Below are 17,185 nucleotides of genomic sequence, written 5' to 3'. Positions count from 1 at the left end.
CGCAAGTATTACTCTTTGTCGACCTGAGTGGCGCTAACGGAAGAGAGATAGTTCAAAAGCGCAATATCGTTTTCCACGCCCAGTTTCATCATCGCTGATTTCTTCTGGCTACTGATGGTTTTGATACTGCGGTTCAGCTTCTTGGCAATCTCCGTCACCAGGAAGCCTTCTGCGAACAGACGCAGCACTTCGCTCTCTTTCGGCGACAGACGCTTGTCACCGTAGCCACCGGCGCTGATGCGCTCCAGCAGTTTTGCCACGCTTTCCGGCGTATATTTTTTACCTTTCTGTAAAGCAGCCAGGGCTTTAGGCAGATCGGTTGGTGCGCCTTGTTTCAGGACAATCCCTTCAATATCCAGATCCAACACCGCGCTCAGGATCGCTGGGTTATTGTTCATGGTAAGAACGATAATCGAGAGATCCGGATAGTGACGTTTAATGTATTTGATCAGGGTGATACCGTCGCCATACTTCTCGCCCGGCATTGAGAGATCGGTAATCAGGACATTGGCGTCCAGTTTGGGCAGGCTGTTTACCAGTGCTGTTGAGTCTTCAAACTCACCTACAACGTTAACCCATTCGATCTGTTCCAGCGACTTACGGATACCGAACAGAACGATCGGATGGTCATCGGCAATAATTACGTTCAAGTTATTCATCTTATTGGTTACCTTGCTGCAGCAGTTGGCTGACGTACGCGTCAATTTCACTGGTGGTATTTTTAATGGTCAAATCGTCACATACTTTTATGTGTTGTTCTAACGCTTCACAAAGCTGTTTACCTGACCCCAGATTGAGCATGGCAAACACGCCTTTCAGGCGATGTGCTGTCTGAGCAAGCGAGGGATAATCCTTTTCCGCCGCTTCAGTATACAGTCTCTTCACATCTGGCGGTACTGTCTCGGTAAACAGCTGGAAATAGCCACCGCTTAACAGCGGTGAGGCTGCTTCATCTTCGCTACTCTCCTCCATTAAATCATGGGCAAGTTGCTTCTCAATCAGGGCCAGCAGCGCATCAAGCAGCGCGTTGCTGAGATTGAAGTTGACCCTGAATTGCTTATCATTCAGTGCGTGATGACCGATTTCGTCACCGGCCAGCAGCAGCGCCCAGCCCGTCATGCGGGCGGGATCGTCGGTTACCAGGACATCATGATCCTGGCCGGTCAAACGTTCGTCGGAAGTCAGGCATTTCGCTCCCCAGTTTTCCAGATGGCGGCAAACAATTTTATGCACGTCTTCAACGGCGATATCGACCAGAGCGGTCACGCCTTCCAGCAGCTTCTCTTCCTGTTCGCCCTGCTGTTCCAGCGCCAGCGGCAGCTGAATGTTATAGCGCGTTCCGATATCGGGTTTAGCGATGATCTCAAGCTGGCCGCCCATCTGTTTACACAGCTGTTTACACAGGAAAAATGCCATGCCCGATGCCTGGCCGAAGCGATCTTGCGTGGTATCGCCAAGGTAGGGGAAATCGACATTCGCCAGTTCATCGATGCTCAGGCCCGAACCCGTATCCACCAGCTGCAGCAATACCTGATTGGGTTTTTCCTCGCTGGTTTTAATCTCCAGCGAAATCTTGCCCCAGCGTGTGGTGGTCAGCGAATAGTGCATTAACGTGGTCAACACTTTGCGCAGGGCGCGACGATCGCCAAAGCGCATTTCATCATTGGCAAGATGATTATTCACCACCAGCGCCAGACCTTTACGGCGCAGCAACGGCAGGCTTTCCAGCGCGATTTCGTCCAGCATATCCTGCAGATTGAATACGCTGGCATCCGGCGACCAGTCATGCGCTTCGAGGCGATTAAGCAGCACAATGTCATCCACCAGCCGTGCCAATGCCTGACTTTCGTCGAGCAGATCGAGCACGCTTTCATCATCGTCCCGCTGGCTGAGCTGCACCAGCTGCGTCACCATGCTCTGCAATGGGCGATTCAGCGCATGTCCCAGATTTTGCATCAGCTGCTGACGCATTTGGTGATTACGATCCAGCACTTGTTGCGCCTTCTGCAGCTTCTTATTGACCAGTAATTCTCGGTCCTGATCGCGCATCATAAACAGCTGCGTATGCGGCGACAGCACGCTGCGCGCATGGCGAATTTCATACACTTCGTTATTGATGGTCGCTTGCAATACGCCCTGATGCTGATCGGACATATTGATGATTTTCTGCAGATTCAGATGCGGCAGCAGGTGTTCAGCGATTTTATTGCTGAGCAGCGTGCGGTTAGTCGCGAAGTCATACACCAGCAAACCCACGGGTAGACTGGCAACAATCTCTTCGTTCAGCATCCGCAGGGAATCGAGTTCGGCGCTCTGGTTCTCGTTAGGGCGCAGCGATTGCTGACGCAGCAGGGTGATACCGGCAATCGACAGCAAAAACAGCACAAGGTTGATCAATAGCGGCCACATCAGATTATGCAACGTATCCATCGCCAGGCTCGTGAGCGGCACGCGGTACACTAACTGCAACGACGTACTTGGCAGTGAGGCAGCAATTTCCAGGTTAGGGTTAACCAGCGCCACATGGGTACTTTCACTGCTGCTATCGTCGTTGCTGGTGGGGGTGCTGCTGGTTTGCGTGGCATCCTGACGCAGCTGGAAATTCTCCAGCGGCATATTGCGCGGAATCAGATCGTTAACCGGCAGATCAAAGGCCACGACGGTGGCTAAATGGCCTGGCTGGTTGAAGGTGGTGCGCAGGGTAAAGTAGTGATCGTTCTGCCAGGCAAAGTGGCGTAGCGGTGAGAAGCTTTCACGCTCATCCAGCGCATTGGCCTGCTGCAACATTTCGGCGCGGCGGCTATCGACCAGCGTATTGATCGCGCTCTCTTTGTAACGTGTCGCCATGTCTTTCAGCGGCAAGGTGGAGATCATGATCAGGCTATTGTCCTGACCATTCAGAAAATACATCGACCAGGTTGGATTCTCCGCGCCCCACAGCGTATCAAGATAGTTGGACATGCGCATGGTCATATCCAACGTGCTGCTATCGTGCGATCCAAAAATCAGCGCTTCGGTTTTACGGCGGGTTTTTTCCAGATAATAGACATCCGGGCGCAGACGCGTTTCCTGCAGATTGCTATTCGGCGTTGAGCCGGCGGCGCTGGTGGCAAGATTTTCATAGATCTGCCAGGTGGCAAAGCGTGATGCATCAATGCGTTTCTGCATGGCACGCGCCAAATCGGTCATCGCATAGCGCTTTTCCGTAATCCAGGCATTGACGCTGTTGTGCACCATCGCGCCCAGCGCCAGAAAAAGCACCAGGTTAAACACCACGAAAAAGCGCGTAACGTTGCCGGATGTCAGAGGAAATTTATAAAGCATAGTGTCTCAGGACCATGGAATTAGCGCGCAACCCGTCGGGCACTGGCCGCGACGGCCAGCAGTAGCAGAGCGATCAGTAAAAATGCGCCACTCAGGCTGATCCACTGGGATATCAATCCGATTAAAGCCGGACCTGAAAGAATACCCGCATAGCCTAAGGTTGTCATGGCCGAAATCGCCAGATTTGACGGCATATCGTGTTGATTCCCGGCGGCATTGAACAGCATCGGTACCGTATTAGCCAGGCCAAAACCAACCAGCAGGAATGCCAGCAGGGCAATTTGCGGCCATGGCAGTAAAACCGCCAGCGTCATGCCGGCTGCAGCGGCTAATGCGCCGGTTAACATCACCGGATAGCGGCCAAAGTGTTGAATCACTTTGTCGCCCGTCAGACGGCCGATCGTCATCGCCACCGAGAATACCGCGTAGCCCAAGCCAGCATGTGCAGGGCTCATAGCAGGGCTCTGCAATAGCAGTAGCGCGCCCCAGTCGAGTACGGCACCCTCGGCAAGAAACAGGATAAAACAGAGCAGGCCAAGGAAAGCCACCCAGCCCCGCGGGATAACCAGCCACGGCTGATCGGGCTGATGCAGACGTTCCTTCATTAACGTCGGCAGGCTCCACACCAGCAGCAGGACGATGAGCACCATCACCACGCCGACGGCTTGCAACGGCGTCAGGCCGCTGCCCAGCAGTAGGCTGACGGAACCCGCGCCAATAATGCCGCCAAGACTGAAGAAACCGTGAAAGCCGGACATCATCGGTTTACGCGCCGCTTTTTCCACTTCAACGGCCTGTACGTTCATGGCGACATCCAGCATGCCGAGCCCGGCGCCAAAAACCATTAAAGTCGCGGCCATCAGCCACATTTCATCAAGCGTCGCCAGCAGCGGCAGGGCAACCAGCACCACCAGCGTGGAACAGAGCATCACCCGACGACCACCGAAGCGCGCGATCAGACCGCCGGTAACCGGCATCGCGGCCAGTGAACCGATGCCCAGGCACAGCAGCAGGCCACCAAGCGATGCACCGCTCAGCGCTAGACGCTGGCTGGCAAAAGGCACTAACGGTGCCCAGGCTGACATGCCCAATCCAGCGATAAGGAAAACGATACGTGTTCCCAGGTTGACACGATGATGCAATTTATTCTGCTGTGCGGCGTCCAGTGCTGTCATAAATGTTATTTTTCATTAGCGTATAAAGCGACGAAGTTTAGCATTAAAGCCAGCGTCGCACCGCGCATCAGAGGATATCCGATCACAAGTTATCAACGCCAGAAACAGGCATATTACCGATTTTTTACCAGACGCCGCGCTTTTCCAGAACTTTCCTGGGCTGTACCAGGCAAAACTGGAGTGACTTAAGTAAAATTTTCCCTGCTGATTGTTGCAGTATACTGATGAGATATACCGCGCGGCACGCGGCTGACACACGATTCTTTTGGCGCTGTCGCAAAGCGCACATTTCCGGATTTTCGCCAATAGGCAGCGACCACGTAAACCCGATATGTTAGCTATCCCATCGGCTCCCGGTGCGGAATAGAGCGAGATCGATATTATTTCTCCCCTTTGGGAGAAAATTTGCTGTGTCTTAATTTCATCCTTGTTACCGGCAGGTAACCCCTTTTCATCAGGCGAAGCGGGCCGTTTATTAACGGCCTGTATGGCGCACCGGTCCGCTTAAAACATTAATAAGCATAATGACTGTGGCAAATCATTTCCTGTAACGAGGTTACCTATGTCTTCACGTCAATCCGAACATCAATTAGCAGCAATTTTGCAATCGGCAGTCAGCCTTTATCCGGTGGATGATAACTCAGCAAGTCTGCAACTTCGCAGCATAGATACCACGCCGCCCGCAGCGCTGCATCCTTATGAACCGATAGCCCAGGATGGCATCATTGCCGCATGGGAGGCGGGCAAAAATATTCACCTGCGCGGACGCGCTGAATCTGAGCCCGGCGCGACGGTTACTTTGACCTTTAACGGTGAAAGCTGGCACAGCACGGTGAATCAATGGGGCTACTGGAATGCATCGATGCCGCCATCGGTACTCCACGGATTGGCTGATGGCGCCTATTCGTTGACGCTCACCATTACCGATAAAGCCGGTAACAGCACCGATACTCAGGTTGAATTTGGGGTTTACGTCGATAAAACTATCAAACCCACGCTCACCGTCGATCCCATCAGCGGTGATAACGCTGTTAACGTTGCGGAAGGGATTTACGGCGTGGACGTGCACGGAAGCGCTACGCATATGCCGAATAACAGCCACGTTACGCTGACGTTAGCTGGTAAAACCTATACCGGTAGCGTTAATGGACAGGGTGAATGGACGGCCACAATCCAGGAACAGGATCTGCAGGCGCTACAGGATGGTGTTTATAGCCTAAAAGTCAGCGCCACCGATCCCAATGGCAAGACCACTACCACGCATCAGGATGTCACGCTGATCACCCATGTCAGCAGCTTGCCGCACATCAGTTTTGACAAAGTGACAGCCGATAACGTCATCAATAAAGAGGAGAGCCAAAACGATCTCACCTTTAGCGGCGATCTCTCCGTGGTGGTGCCGGGCCAGCAACTGTTGCTGTGCAGCGGCGATGCAGTCTATCACGCGCAGATTGGCAGCGATGGGCATTGGCAGGTCACCATTCCAGCCAGCGACGTGGCAAGTTTTATTGCGCTGGGCGAAGTTCGCGTTTATGCGCTGGATGGTGCAGGCAACAGCACCGACGCGATGCTGGAACTGAACGTGGTAACCAAGCTGCCCGACATCTATTACGAAATCAATATCGGTGGTGATACCACACTCAACCAGCAGGAAGCGCAGCACGATCTCAGTTTCTATCTGGAAGGCGTCAGGGAATTGACGATTAACGGTAAAAACTACACGCCGGTCGATGGCACGGTGACCATCAGTGCCGCAGATTTACAGGCGCTGCCGGATGGTGAAGTATCAGCGCTTGCCACGCGCGGAGATGAGTACGGCAACCATGACACGCAGATCATCGAGAATCTGTTCAACGTTGCTATCCATCAGTTGCCGACAATGACGCTGAATCAACCTTTTGGTGATGGCGTGTTGGATGCGGTGGAGGTTAATAACTGGCATCTGATTCAGGGCAGCAGCACTCATCTTGAGCAGGGCAGTGTAGTCACCTTGACGCTCGGCGATCAGAGCTACAGCGCCACGGTAAAAGCCGATGGTAATTGGTCGCTGACAATTTTAGCCGGGCAGCTCGCTCCCCTTGATGACGGCAGCTATCAGATGAAGGTTAGCGCACAGGATAAAGCGGGCAACGTGGCGACGGCAACGCAGCCGGTAACGATCGACAGCCACGAGGCGGTTGCCAGCGCCAGCAGTGAGCCGGCAGGCACGCTGCTCGCGAATGTCAGTGCAGGCAGCCTCGACCATAGCGATCAACATGGCGATGCGTCGATCCTCCGCGGCAGTGAAACGCATTACAACGCCAGCGACAGCAGCTATACCCTCGCCGATCATCTGCAGCAGCAACACCCGGTGCAGACAGTCGTTTAACCCACATACCAACCGCTAGCGCTCTCAGCTAGCGGTTGCCAGCCTCTTTCCATTGCTTATGAGACCACAGGGATGACTGCACAACCCTTTAACAGCGACAACGGCATCGCGGCGATGCTGCGTGTGGCGGCACGTTTCGGCAAACCAGCGGATGGCAGTACGCTGCATCAGCAGATGCGTTGGTTTCAACATCTGGCTCCCGCGCAACAGTTAGCACGTCTGGCTGAACTACTGGGATTGCATTTCATGCTGATTCCTCACGATAAACTCCGCTGGCGTCAGGAAATTGTTCCGGTGTTGCTACTGCTGGAAAACGGCAGCCTTGCCTTGATTGAAGAGGTAGATCGCGATGGCGGCGTACGCTATTGGCTGAGCGAAGGTGGCGACGTGATGCGTTCAGCCTTGCTGAGCGATTTGTTAGCACAGGCACAGGCCAATGTCGGCGTGATTGGCGTGGCGGCGCGCGGGCGAGATGCGCGCATTGATGAGTTTGTGCAGCCCTATGAGCCACACTGGTTCTGGCATAATTTTCGCGGCATGAAGCGACGCATGGCTGAAATCAGTCTGGCATCGCTGGTAGGCAACGTGCTGGCGCTGGCGGGAATTCTGTTTTCGATGCAGGTGTACGATCGCGTCATTCCCGCGCAGTCACAGCCGACGCTATGGGTGCTGTTTACCGGCGTGTTGCTGGCGGCTGCGCTTGAATATCTGATCCGCCTGATGCGCACTCAGGTTTCCGATCTGATGGGCAAGCGCATCGACCTAAAAATTTCAGCCATGCTGTTCGCGCGTGCCATGAACATTCGTAATGAAGCGCGGCCACGCTCTACCGGATCCTTTATTGCCCAGCTGCGCGAGATCGATCAGGTACGCGAACTGCTGACCTCCACCACGGTGAATGCCGCGGCCGATCTGCCATTCGTGCTGCTGTTTTTATTGATCATGGCATCGATTGGCGGCTGGCTGGTGTTGATTCCGCTGCTGTCGATTCCGCTGATCGTTATTCCGGGGTTGCTGGTACAGATCCCCATGGCGCGGCTGGCGCGGGAAGGGCTACGCGAGAGCGCACTGCGCCAGGCGGTGCTGGTGGAAACCCTTGAAGGGGTGGAAGACATCAAAGCGCTGCAGGCCGAACCCTATTTTCAGCGCCAGTGGGAGCAAACCCACGACGTCAGCGCCACCATCAGCAACCAGCAACGCTTGTGGGGCGCGCGTCTTACCGGTTGGTCAGGAAGCGTCCAGCAGCTCACTTATGCCGGTATGCTGGTATTTGGCGTGTATCTGGTACTTGATAATCAAATCACCACCGGCACGCTGGTGGCCTGTAGCTTGCTCTCTGCGCGCACTATTGCACCGCTCATGCAGCTCACCATGGTGTTCTCGCGCTGGCAGCATGCAAAATCGGCCATGAAAGGGCTGGATGAATTACTGAAAAAGCCGCTCGATCAGCCCGACCGCGCTACGCTGGCGCATTGCCCGGTGCTTACCGGCCATTTTCAGCTGCAAAACGTGCACTATCGCTATGACGAAGAGAGCGGGAACAGTGTGCTTAACCTTCCGCAATTGCAGATTACGCCTGGCGAGCGCGTGGCAATTCTTGGCAAAGTCGGCGCGGGCAAATCAACGCTGCTGAAAATGCTGGCCGGACAAGCGCGCGCCAGCCAGGGAAAAGTGTTGGTGGATGGCGTGGATATCACCTGTATCGATCCGGTCGATCTGCGCCGCCAGCTTGGCTGGCTGTCGCAGGATTCCAGGCTGTTCTTTGGCACGCTGCGGCAGAACCTGTTGCTCGGTAATCCGCATGCCAGCGAGCAGGAGATGTTGCAGGCACTGCGCATTAGCGGCGCGCTGGCGTTGGTACAGCAGGATGCTGCCAGCCTCGATCGCATTATTCACGAAGGGGGACGGGGATTGTCCGGCGGTCAACGGCAAATGGTATTGCTTAGCCGGTTGATTCTGCGCCAGCCGCAGGTGGTGCTGCTGGATGAACCCACCGCAGCCATGGATGAACAGCTGGAAGCTCAGGTCATTCGGCAGCTGGCACAATGGGTGACGGGCCGCACGCTGGTGTTGGTAACGCATCGTCCTGCCTTACTGCGTATGGTGGACCGCATCGTGGTAATGGATAACGGACGCATTGTGGCTGACGGGGCGCGCGACGAAATTCTGCGCCACGCCGCGGCGAATAGGGGAGATGCAGCATGAGCATGGTGATCGTCGATAAAGATCTGGCGCGGCGCGAGCGTCGCACGTCGGCCATTATCTGGCTGTGCGTGTTGACGCTGCTGCTGTTTCTGCTGTGGGCGCACTTTGCGGTGTTGGATGAAGTAACGGTAGGCATCGGCAAAGTTACGCCATCAACCCATGCGCAAATGATCGATAGTCTGGATGGCGGCATCGTCAAACAGCTGAACGTGCACGAGGGGACTATCGTGCAGCGCGGGCAGGTGCTGGCCACGCTTGATCCCACGCGCTTTCAAACCAATTTTGGTGAAGCGATTGCGCGCGTCCGCACATTGCGCGCTTCGGCTGAGCGGTTACAGGCCGAGCTCAGCGATCGGCCGCTGAACTTTAGCGCAGAGACCCAGCAATATCCCGAACTGATCGCGCGTGAAACCCAGCTATATCAGGCTCGCCGGCAAAATTTTGTCGAAACGGTTGGCAATCTACGGCAATCCCTCACGTTGGTGCAGGCGGAACTCAATTTGACAGAGCCGCTGATGCTTCGCGGCGCGGCCGGGAAGGTGGACGTTATCCGTCTGCAACGGCAGGTAAGCGATTTGCGTGGCAAAATCGACGAGGCACGTAACGACTATTATGTGCGCGCGCATGAAGAGCAGGTGAAGAACAACGGTGAACTGGATGCGCAGCTGCAGGTTGCCGCGGGAAAACAGGATCTCCTTGCACGTACGACGTTACTCTCGCCGGTGCGAGGCATAGTGAAAGATATTCGCGTCTCTACGGTTGGCGGCGTATTGGAGCCGGGCGGCAAACTTATGGAGATTGTGCCGCTGGAGGATCAGCTGCTGATTGAGACGCGTATCAATCCGCGTGACATTGGCTACATTCGTCCCGGGTTGCCTGCGGTGGTCAAGATCACCGCCTATGATGCCGCCATCTACGGCGATCTCCGTGGGGAGGTGGAAACGGTATCGCCGGACACGCTGCAAGATGAAGTCAAGCATGATGAATTTTATTATCGCGTCTATGTACGCACTAACAAGGCGGAGTTAGTGAATAAGCACGGGCGTAAATTTGCCATTATGCCGGGCATGGTGGCGAATGTTGAGATTAAAACGGGTCAGAAAAGCGTCATGGATTATTTGCTCAAGCCACTGAATAAAGCTAAAGAATCGTTACGTGAGCGCTAGCAATAAGCACCGTATATTAATCCAGCGATCTTTGTTGTCCACGGAAATTAACATTTCTGCATTTAGGCTATCGATTGAACATTATGTGCGAAAATAGGCAAATAATGCGCTAACTCTTATGGGTTAATTTAACCCTGATAATTAACTTTACAGAAAATAAGGATGGGCGCTGGAGAGCAGACAAAAAAATGCCGGACAATCATGTCCGGCGGGAAATTAGGGTAAATCAAATCATTCGGGGTGAATGAAGGTAATAATGAAATAAATGATGATAGCGGGATAATTGTATGCTCTGGCTGAAAATGATTTTTGTCATTCAGTGCGAAAATGTAATTCATGTAATTGATTGATTTTAATTGATTAAAATATTTGTTGTCATTAAGTGCTATATTTTTTACCTATCTGTGCTGGTTATTAGTTCCGCTGAATTTACATCCTGAAATAACTAATAAATACACTGAAACACTTTTGGAAATTTAGTAGCATTTTCGTGATAGATTATTGCCCAACATAAAATAACAATGGCTTGCCGGCTGAATTTTTAATCGTTCAGTTCGCAGTGGCATAAATAAAGGCACATTAAAGAGGGTAATAAAATGAAACGTCGCGTTCTCTCCCTGATGATTCCTGCATTGCTGGTAGCAGGTTCAGCAAGCGCAGCTGAAATTTACAATAAAGATGGCAACAAATTAGATCTCTACGGCAAAGTTGACGGTTTGCACTATTTTTCCGACAACTCTGGCTCAGACGGTGACCAGTCTTACCTGCGTTTTGGCTTCAAAGGTGAAACTCAGGTGACCGATCAGCTTACCGGTTACGGCCAGTGGGAATACCAGGCTGCATTGAACACTGCAGAAAGCGAAGGTACCGCTAACAGCTTCACCCGTGTCGGCTTTGCGGGTCTGAAATTTGGTGATGCAGGTTCATTCGATTATGGCCGTAACTACGGCGTGATGTACGACCTGGGCGCCTGGACTGACGTACTGCCAGAGTTCGGCGGCGATACCTACGGTGCGGACAATTTCCTGTTCCAGCGTAGCAACGGTCTTGCCACCTATCGTAATACCAACTTCTTCGGTTTGGTGGATGGCTGGAACTTCGCGGTTCAGTATCAAGGCAAAAACGACAACCCTACCGAATCCTCATCCGGCCGTGATGTGCTGGGCGAAAATGGCGACGGCTACGGTTTGAGCACCACCTATGATCTGGGTTCCGGTTTCGGTATCGGTGCGGCAATGTTCCAGTCTGACCGCACCAATAATCAGAATGGCAATGCGCCAGGTATTCTGGGCCGTGGTGATAAAGCCGAAGCTTATAGCGGCGCGCTGAAGTATGACGCCAACAACATCTACCTGGCCGCGATGTACAGCCGTTCGTACAATGCCACGCGCTTTGGTTCAAGTGACGCAACCGCTTACGGTTACGCGAACAAAGCGGATAACTGGGAATTGGTGGCGCAGTACCAGTTCGACTTCGGCCTGCGTCCTTCACTGGCCTTCGTGTCTTCTCGCGGTTCCGATATCGAAGGGTACGGCAGCCAGAACCTGAAAAAATATGTTGATGTGGGCGCGACCTACTACTTCAACAAAAACATGTCGACCTATGTTGATTACCAAATCAACCTGCTGGATGACAATAACTTCACCGATGCCGCCGGTATCAATACCGATGACGTCGTAGCGGTAGGCCTGGTTTACCAGTTCTAATCGTGATGGAGCGTGACAGCGCGTCACGCTCCCGTTTTCAGCAGTGCGCTTAGCGCGCCTCGCAATATCTCAACTATCTGTTTTGCCTCTTCCCCAATCTGCACCTGTACAATGGCACCTTCAACCAGCAACACAATCTGCGCCGTTTTCATCTGCTGCTCGGGCGCCAGCTTTTCTTTGATTGCCTGCGCCATCTCGTGCTTATGCTGGCGAATCAGTTCGCTGGCTTCAGCTAAGCTGCTGCCTAATTCCGCCGCTGTGTTAATAAAGGCGCAGCCGCGAAAATCGGCATCGTTAAACCAACTCAGAAGTGCCGCGGGCAGGGCATCGTCCAGCGTAACGTGCTGATTCAGTGCAGCGCGAAATGCCGCCATCCAACGCTGATGGCGCTGCTGTAAAAACGCTAAAACCAGCATATTTTTTGCCGGAAAATGACGATAGAAAGTCACTTTCGTCACGCCGGCCTCCGCGATCACTCTATCCACACCCGTAGCGCGAATACCCTGCTGGTAAAACAATTGTTGTGCGCACAACAAGATGCGATCGCGGGCAGAGGCTGCGGCATCAAATATCAGAGGTTCAAGCATAATTAATCCTGTTCAAATATGTAGACAGAATTGTCTACATCCGGCAGGATGAATCAAGTAGACAGACCTGTCTACATGTTCAGGAGAGAAAATATGTTGGTGCCACCGTTTAATCAGGAAACGGCGTTAAAGAAAGTCCGCATGGCGGAAGATGCGTGGAACAGCTGCGACGCACAGCGGGTTTCATTGGTTTATAGCGAAGATACGCGCTGGCGTAATCGCAGCGAATTCGTCAATGGACGTGCGGAAGTCGTGACATTTCTGCAACGTAAATGGGTAAAAGAGTTGGATTACCGACTGATCAAAGAGCTGTGGGCGTGGCATAACGATAAGCTGGCGGTGCGATTTGCCTATGAATGGCATGATGACAGCGGCAACTGGTTCCGCAGCTATGGCAATGAGAACTGGCACTTTGGTGCCGATGGCTTGATGATTCAGCGCTTCGCTTGTATCAATGATCTCCCCATCGCCGCAGAGGATCGTCTGTTCCACTGGCCTGCTGGAACGCGCCCGGACGCACATCCGGGCTTAAGTGAACTGGGGCTATGAAGAAGATTACTGCATCCCGCGCCATTTTTTTGCTTTAGGTGCCGGTTGCAGTGGCGGCGTGGTGGCCATACTGCCTTCCATTGCCACGCCCGCCAACGTAAAGGCCGAGAAACTCAGCCAATGCTGCCATTTACTGTTTTGCGTTTTGCTCTTTTCCATTCTGCACCTCGCTGATGTTCAACTCATCCTCAACGATGCAGAATTCATGCCAGACCACCGCTCGCAGCGCCACGCGCAGCGTCAGCACTTTGCTACACTGCGCCGGCGCTGAAGCGGTGCAGGAGGGGGATTTTCTGGTGCAAAAATTTAACGTCGGCGTGAAGGATAATGTTGAATCAGACGGTGGCGATAGCGTTCCCAGCATCTGTAGCTGCCGAAAATAAACAGTCCGGTGGTCACTGCAATAATGAAATAAACCATCTTAGCTCCTGTAGGTAAAAACGGTGCAGGAACGCGTTATCCTGTCTTAGGGTTCAGCGAACATCAAGCAGCTTTAGATGGATTTACAAGCGATTTATGCTTTGTAACCGGCTGTAGCAACAGTTAATAGATGAGGAAGAGATGCATTTTCAGAATATTCTGCTGATAGGGCTGGTGGCTTTTGCCCTGAGCGGTTGTGAAAAAAATGATAGCCAGCCAGCAATGGTGCTGGAAGGTAAAACCATGGGCACGGTCTGGCGCGTCAGCGTAGCGGGCGTGGCGTCATCACGTCATGCTGCATTGCAGCAATTGATTCAGCAGCAGTTGGATCGCGATGACGGAGAATTATCGACGTGGAAACGCGATTCGGTCTTGTCGCGCTTTAACCAGTATCAGGGCAGCGCACCACAGGCGGTGAGCAGCGATATGGCGGACATTGTCACCATGGCGCTGCGTATTGGCAAAATGACCGGAGGAGCAATGGACATCACCGTTGGTCCGCTGGTTAATTTGTGGGGTTTCGGCCCAACGAAGCAACCGGCGCACACGCCAACGGAGGCCGAAATCGCTGCGGCTAAAGCGCTCACCGGTTTGCAGCATCTGCGCGTAATTCAGGGCGTTGAGGGACAATGGCTGCAGAAAGATCTGCCCGGCCTGTACGTGGATCTCTCCACCATGGGCGAGGGCTATGCCACCGATCATCTGGCACGTCTGATGGAGCAGCAGGGCATTACCAACTATCTGGTTTCGGTGGGGGGCGCGGTGCTGAGTCGTGGCGTTAACGCTAACCAGCAACCGTGGCGCGTGGCCATTCAGAAACCCACCGATCGTGAAAATGCGGTGGAAGCACGTGTTGATCTGCAGGGGCACGGCATCAGTACCTCAGGCAGCTATCGCAACTATTATGAACTGGACGGCAAACGTATTTCGCACGTCATCGATCCCGCAACAGGCAGGCCGATAGAGCACAAGCTGGTTTCAGCAACCGTGATAGCGACCACCGCGCTGGAAGCGGACGGCTGGGATACTGGCTTAATGGTGCTTGGCAGCGAGCGCGCCCAGGCGCTGGCGCTTAAAGAGCATCTGGCAGTCTATTTGATTAGCAAACAGGGCGATGGCTTTACGCACTGGATGTCGCCACAGTTCAAATCCTTCCTGATCGATCAGAAATCGCAGTAGTAAAGGAGGCGTAAATGTTGGATTTATTTAGCGACGAAGCCCCGTGGCAAGAGCCGCTGGCCGAGGGTGCCGTGATTCTGCGGCGTCGTGCACGCGATAGTGCCGACGCGTTGCTGGCGGCGATTCACCACATTGCTGAGCAAAATCCGTTTGCTCATCGCATTACGCCTGGCGGCCATCGTATGTCGGTGGCGATGACAAACTGCGGCAATTTTGGCTGGTCAACCGATTCGCGCGGCTACCAATATACCGAACAGGATGCCAGCAGCGGGCATCTGTGGCCGCCGATGCCTGCGCTGTTCCGCGAACTGGCGCAGCAGGCGGCAGAAGAAGCCGGTTTTGCCGCTTTCAATCCCGATGCCTGCCTGATTAACCGCTATGAGCCTGGTGCCAAACTGACGCTACACCAGGATAAAGATGAGAAGGATCTGCGCCAGCCGATCGTCTCTGTTTCGCTGGGTTTGCCAGCGGTGTTTCAGTTCGGCGGCTTTGAGCGTGGCGACGCCACGCAACGCGTATTGCTGGAACATGGCGATATCGTGGTGTGGGGTGGCCCTTCACGCCTGCGTTATCACGGCATTCTGCCACTTAAACCGGGCATTCATCCGCAGGCGGGTGCTTTCCGCTATAACCTCACATTCCGCCGTGCGTTTTAGACTTTTATTTTTGTCGCGGCGCGATTTATTGCGCGATAAATCGCGCTGCTGCAAAGGTGCGATAAAAAGCGTTTTGCTGAGGGAAATACGGGATGAGAATTATTCTTGCTATCAGCGGGGGCGACATTAAACTGCAGGCTGCTTTATTGACCGCTGGAATTTTTTAATGGCATTGCTGCATGTAGTTTATCGCCAGTACCGCTGGCCTTTTATTGGTGTCATTCTTCTCACGCTGCTGAGTGCCGTGCTCGGTATCGGCCTGATTGCCTATATCAACAACGAACTGATCGTTGCGGTAAATACCTCGATTTCTGTCCTGCCGAGTTTCCTTGGCCAGCTGTTCTTGCTGATGGCGGTTACGCTTGGCTCACAGCTGGCGCTGACCATGCTCGGCCACCATTTTGTCTGGCGTCTGCGCGGCGAATTCATTAAACGTATTCTCGATACGCGCGTAGAGCGCATTGAACAGATTGGTAATGCTCAGCTATTGGCCGGCCTCACCAGCGATGTACGCGCCATCACCATTGCCTTTGTGCGTTTACCGGAGCTGATTCAGGGCATCATTATTACCCTGGGGTCGGCACTTTATCTCGCCTGGCTCTCGCCGAAGATGCTGCTGATCACCAGCCTGTGGCTGGTGGTAACGCTGGTTGGCGGCTGGCTGCTGGTGTCACGGGTTTACCAGCATATGGCTAAGCTGCGCGAGGTTGAAGATGAGCTGTACCGTGACTTCCAAACCATTATTGAAGGACGCAAAGAGCTGCAGCTCAACCGTGAACGCGCGCAGCTGATTTACGAAAGCGTGTATCAGGAAAATGCCAAAAGCTATCGCCATCACATTGTACGTGCCGATACCTTCCATCTTAGCGCGGTGAATTGGTCGAATATTATGATGCTGGGCGCCATTGGCATTGTGTTCTTTATGGCTAATGGCCTTGGCTGGGCCAACACCGCCGTCGCGGCAACCTATTCACTGACGCTGCTCTTCCTGCGCACGCCGCTGCTGGCGGCGGTTGGCGCCTTGCCGACGCTGCTGAGCGCACAGGTGGCGTTCCGCAAGCTCAATACTTTTGAACTGGCGCCGTATAATGAAGCGTTCAAAGCATTGCCTAACGTCAGCGACTGGCAAACGTTAGAGCTACGCGATGTCTGCTTCCATTATGGCGAGCGCGGCTTCCAGGTTGGACCCATTAACCTGACGCTGCGTCGCGGGGAATTGGTGTTTCTGATTGGCGGCAACGGCAGCGGAAAATCCACATTAGCCATGCTGCTCACCGGCCTTTATCAACCGCAATCGGGCAGTTTGTTACTTGATGGCAAGGTGGTTGACTGGCATAACCTCGAAGCGTATCGCAAACACTTCTCGGCGGTGTTCACCGATGTGCACCTGTTTGACCGGTTAATCGGCCATCAAGGTCAACCGGCTAATCCGGCGCTGGTGCAGCAGTGGCTGGAACGTTTAAAGATGCAGGATAAACTCAAGCTGGAAGGCAACAGGGTGCTGAATCTGCAGCTGTCGAAAGGACAGAGCAAGCGTCTGGCGCTGCTGCTGGCGGCCGCGGAGGAGCGTGATATTTTGCTGCTCGACGAATGGGCGGCGGATCAGGATCCGCATTTCCGGCGCATCTTCTACCGCGAGCTATTGCCGTGGTTACAAGCTTCAGGCAAAACGGTGTTCGCCATCAGCCACGACGATCACTACTTTATTCATGCCGATCGTCTGCTGGAGATGCGCGAAGGGCAGCTGAGCGAGTTGACTGGCAATGAACGCGACATGGCCACGCTGGATGCGGTGCAACGTACCGATACCGGGCATTGATGTTAGCCGGGAAAGCTTAGCGAAAACCCTT

The 17,185-nt window shown here is 53.7% G+C and carries 14 protein-coding genes; 8 read left to right on the top strand and 6 right to left on the bottom strand.

Features of this window, described 5'->3' with window-relative positions; translation table 11 throughout:
* Positions 1-8 precede the first annotated feature (8 nt).
* From rcsB to ACIP6T_RS09205, 3 genes are read right to left on the bottom strand one after another with little or no spacing between them, the layout of a single operon-like run.
* Positions 9-659: a response regulator transcription factor RcsB gene (gene rcsB, locus ACIP6T_RS09215; protein WP_007889370.1), complete on the bottom strand. Its 651-nt coding sequence runs from the start codon at positions 657-659 to the stop codon at positions 9-11.
* A 1-nt stretch (position 660) separates the two neighbouring features.
* Entirely contained in the window at positions 661-3,324 is a 2,664-nt protein-coding gene (gene rcsD, locus ACIP6T_RS09210; RefSeq protein WP_097096607.1) for a phosphotransferase RcsD, read from the bottom strand.
* Between the two features lie 20 nt (positions 3,325-3,344).
* The gene (locus ACIP6T_RS09205) at positions 3,345-4,499 is read right to left on the bottom strand and encodes an MFS transporter (RefSeq protein ID WP_400456533.1); all 1,155 of its coding nucleotides are present in this window, start codon (positions 4,497-4,499) and stop codon (positions 3,345-3,347) included.
* Positions 4,500-5,061: 562 nt separating this feature from the next.
* Between ACIP6T_RS09205 and ACIP6T_RS09200 the strand changes: the two genes are divergently transcribed.
* The 4 genes from ACIP6T_RS09200 to ompC all read left to right on the top strand — a co-directional run bounded on the left by ACIP6T_RS09200 (position 5,062) and on the right by ompC (position 11,944).
* Positions 5,062-6,867, top strand: a complete 1,806-nt coding sequence (locus ACIP6T_RS09200; RefSeq protein WP_400456531.1) for an Ig-like domain-containing protein — start codon at positions 5,062-5,064, stop codon at positions 6,865-6,867.
* Between the two features lie 72 nt (positions 6,868-6,939).
* Positions 6,940-9,072 carry a type I secretion system permease/ATPase gene (locus ACIP6T_RS09195; protein WP_400456529.1) on the top strand — a complete coding sequence of 711 codons (2,133 nt, stop codon included), beginning with the start codon at positions 6,940-6,942 and terminating at the stop codon, positions 9,070-9,072.
* Positions 9,069-10,238, top strand: coding sequence for an HlyD family efflux transporter periplasmic adaptor subunit (locus ACIP6T_RS09190; RefSeq protein WP_345828926.1), 1,170 nt, complete (start codon positions 9,069-9,071; stop codon positions 10,236-10,238). The genes ACIP6T_RS09195 and ACIP6T_RS09190 overlap by 4 nt, the downstream gene beginning before the upstream one ends.
* A 596-nt stretch (positions 10,239-10,834) precedes the next feature.
* A complete protein-coding gene (gene ompC, locus ACIP6T_RS09185) occupies positions 10,835-11,944 on the top strand; it encodes a porin OmpC (protein ID WP_097096612.1) in 1,110 nt (369 codons plus the stop codon).
* Between the two features lie 23 nt (positions 11,945-11,967).
* Here the strand turns inward: ompC and ACIP6T_RS09180 are convergent, their stop codons facing one another.
* Positions 11,968-12,531 carry a TetR/AcrR family transcriptional regulator gene (locus ACIP6T_RS09180; RefSeq protein WP_345828928.1) on the bottom strand — a complete coding sequence of 188 codons (564 nt, stop codon included), beginning with the start codon at positions 12,529-12,531 and terminating at the stop codon, positions 11,968-11,970.
* 93 nt (positions 12,532-12,624) lie between these two features.
* Here ACIP6T_RS09180 and ACIP6T_RS09175 point away from each other — a divergent pair, with 93 nt between their 5' ends.
* A complete protein-coding gene (locus tag ACIP6T_RS09175; protein ID WP_097096614.1) occupies positions 12,625-13,080 on the top strand; it encodes a nuclear transport factor 2 family protein in 456 nt (151 codons plus the stop codon).
* Positions 13,081-13,086: 6 nt separating this feature from the next.
* Here the strand turns inward: ACIP6T_RS09175 and ACIP6T_RS09170 are convergent, their stop codons facing one another.
* Together ACIP6T_RS09170 and ACIP6T_RS09165 are read right to left on the bottom strand one after the other, a co-directional pair.
* Positions 13,087-13,239 (bottom strand): hypothetical protein, encoded by a 153-nt coding sequence (locus tag ACIP6T_RS09170; protein WP_345828932.1) that lies wholly within the window; start codon positions 13,237-13,239, stop codon positions 13,087-13,089.
* Positions 13,240-13,386: 147 nt separating this feature from the next.
* A complete protein-coding gene (locus ACIP6T_RS09165; RefSeq protein ID WP_345828934.1) occupies positions 13,387-13,500 on the bottom strand; it encodes a response regulator in 114 nt (37 codons plus the stop codon).
* Positions 13,501-13,641: 141 nt separating this feature from the next.
* Between ACIP6T_RS09165 and apbE the strand changes: the two genes are divergently transcribed.
* The 3 genes from apbE to ACIP6T_RS09150 all read left to right on the top strand — a co-directional run bounded on the left by apbE (position 13,642) and on the right by ACIP6T_RS09150 (position 17,154).
* A complete protein-coding gene (gene apbE, locus ACIP6T_RS09160; protein WP_400456525.1) occupies positions 13,642-14,679 on the top strand; it encodes an FAD:protein FMN transferase ApbE in 1,038 nt (345 codons plus the stop codon).
* A gap of 14 nt (positions 14,680-14,693) precedes the next feature.
* Positions 14,694-15,335, top strand: coding sequence for a DNA oxidative demethylase AlkB (gene alkB / locus ACIP6T_RS09155; protein WP_400456523.1), 642 nt, complete (start codon positions 14,694-14,696; stop codon positions 15,333-15,335).
* 166 nt (positions 15,336-15,501) lie between these two features.
* A complete protein-coding gene (locus ACIP6T_RS09150; RefSeq protein ID WP_400456521.1) occupies positions 15,502-17,154 on the top strand; it encodes a multidrug ABC transporter permease/ATP-binding protein in 1,653 nt (550 codons plus the stop codon).
* Positions 17,155-17,185: the final 31 nt, after the last annotated feature.

The sequence above is a fragment of the Pantoea sp. NPDC088449 genome, from assembly GCF_044753225.1.
Classification (GTDB): Bacteria; Pseudomonadota; Gammaproteobacteria; order Enterobacterales; family Enterobacteriaceae; genus Pantoea; species Pantoea floridensis.
The sequence above is the reverse complement of the archived record's forward strand: the minus strand, read 5'-3'. Positions and strand labels throughout refer to the sequence as shown.

What these genes read in the sequence shown, in the direction of transcription:
- rcsB (WP_007889370.1), bottom strand. Translation starts at nt 659, where the DNA reads ATGAATAACTTGAACGTAATTATTGCCGATGACCATCCGATCGTTCTG.
- rcsD (WP_097096607.1), bottom strand. Translation starts at nt 3,324, where the DNA reads ATGCTTTATAAATTTCCTCTGACATCCGGCAACGTTACGCGCTTTTTC.
- ACIP6T_RS09205 (WP_400456533.1), bottom strand. Translation starts at nt 4,499, where the DNA reads ATGACAGCACTGGACGCCGCACAGCAGAATAAATTGCATCATCGTGTC.
- ACIP6T_RS09200 (WP_400456531.1), top strand. Translation starts at nt 5,062, where the DNA reads ATGTCTTCACGTCAATCCGAACATCAATTAGCAGCAATTTTGCAATCG.
- ACIP6T_RS09195 (WP_400456529.1), top strand. Translation starts at nt 6,940, where the DNA reads ATGACTGCACAACCCTTTAACAGCGACAACGGCATCGCGGCGATGCTG.
- ACIP6T_RS09190 (WP_345828926.1), top strand. Translation starts at nt 9,069, where the DNA reads ATGAGCATGGTGATCGTCGATAAAGATCTGGCGCGGCGCGAGCGTCGC.
- ompC (WP_097096612.1), top strand. Translation starts at nt 10,835, where the DNA reads ATGAAACGTCGCGTTCTCTCCCTGATGATTCCTGCATTGCTGGTAGCA.
- ACIP6T_RS09180 (WP_345828928.1), bottom strand. Translation starts at nt 12,531, where the DNA reads ATGCTTGAACCTCTGATATTTGATGCCGCAGCCTCTGCCCGCGATCGC.
- ACIP6T_RS09175 (WP_097096614.1), top strand. Translation starts at nt 12,625, where the DNA reads ATGTTGGTGCCACCGTTTAATCAGGAAACGGCGTTAAAGAAAGTCCGC.
- ACIP6T_RS09170 (WP_345828932.1), bottom strand. Translation starts at nt 13,239, where the DNA reads ATGGAAAAGAGCAAAACGCAAAACAGTAAATGGCAGCATTGGCTGAGT.
- ACIP6T_RS09165 (WP_345828934.1), bottom strand. Translation starts at nt 13,500, where the DNA reads ATGGTTTATTTCATTATTGCAGTGACCACCGGACTGTTTATTTTCGGC.
- apbE (WP_400456525.1), top strand. Translation starts at nt 13,642, where the DNA reads ATGCATTTTCAGAATATTCTGCTGATAGGGCTGGTGGCTTTTGCCCTG.
- alkB (WP_400456523.1), top strand. Translation starts at nt 14,694, where the DNA reads ATGTTGGATTTATTTAGCGACGAAGCCCCGTGGCAAGAGCCGCTGGCC.
- ACIP6T_RS09150 (WP_400456521.1), top strand. Translation starts at nt 15,502, where the DNA reads ATGGCATTGCTGCATGTAGTTTATCGCCAGTACCGCTGGCCTTTTATT.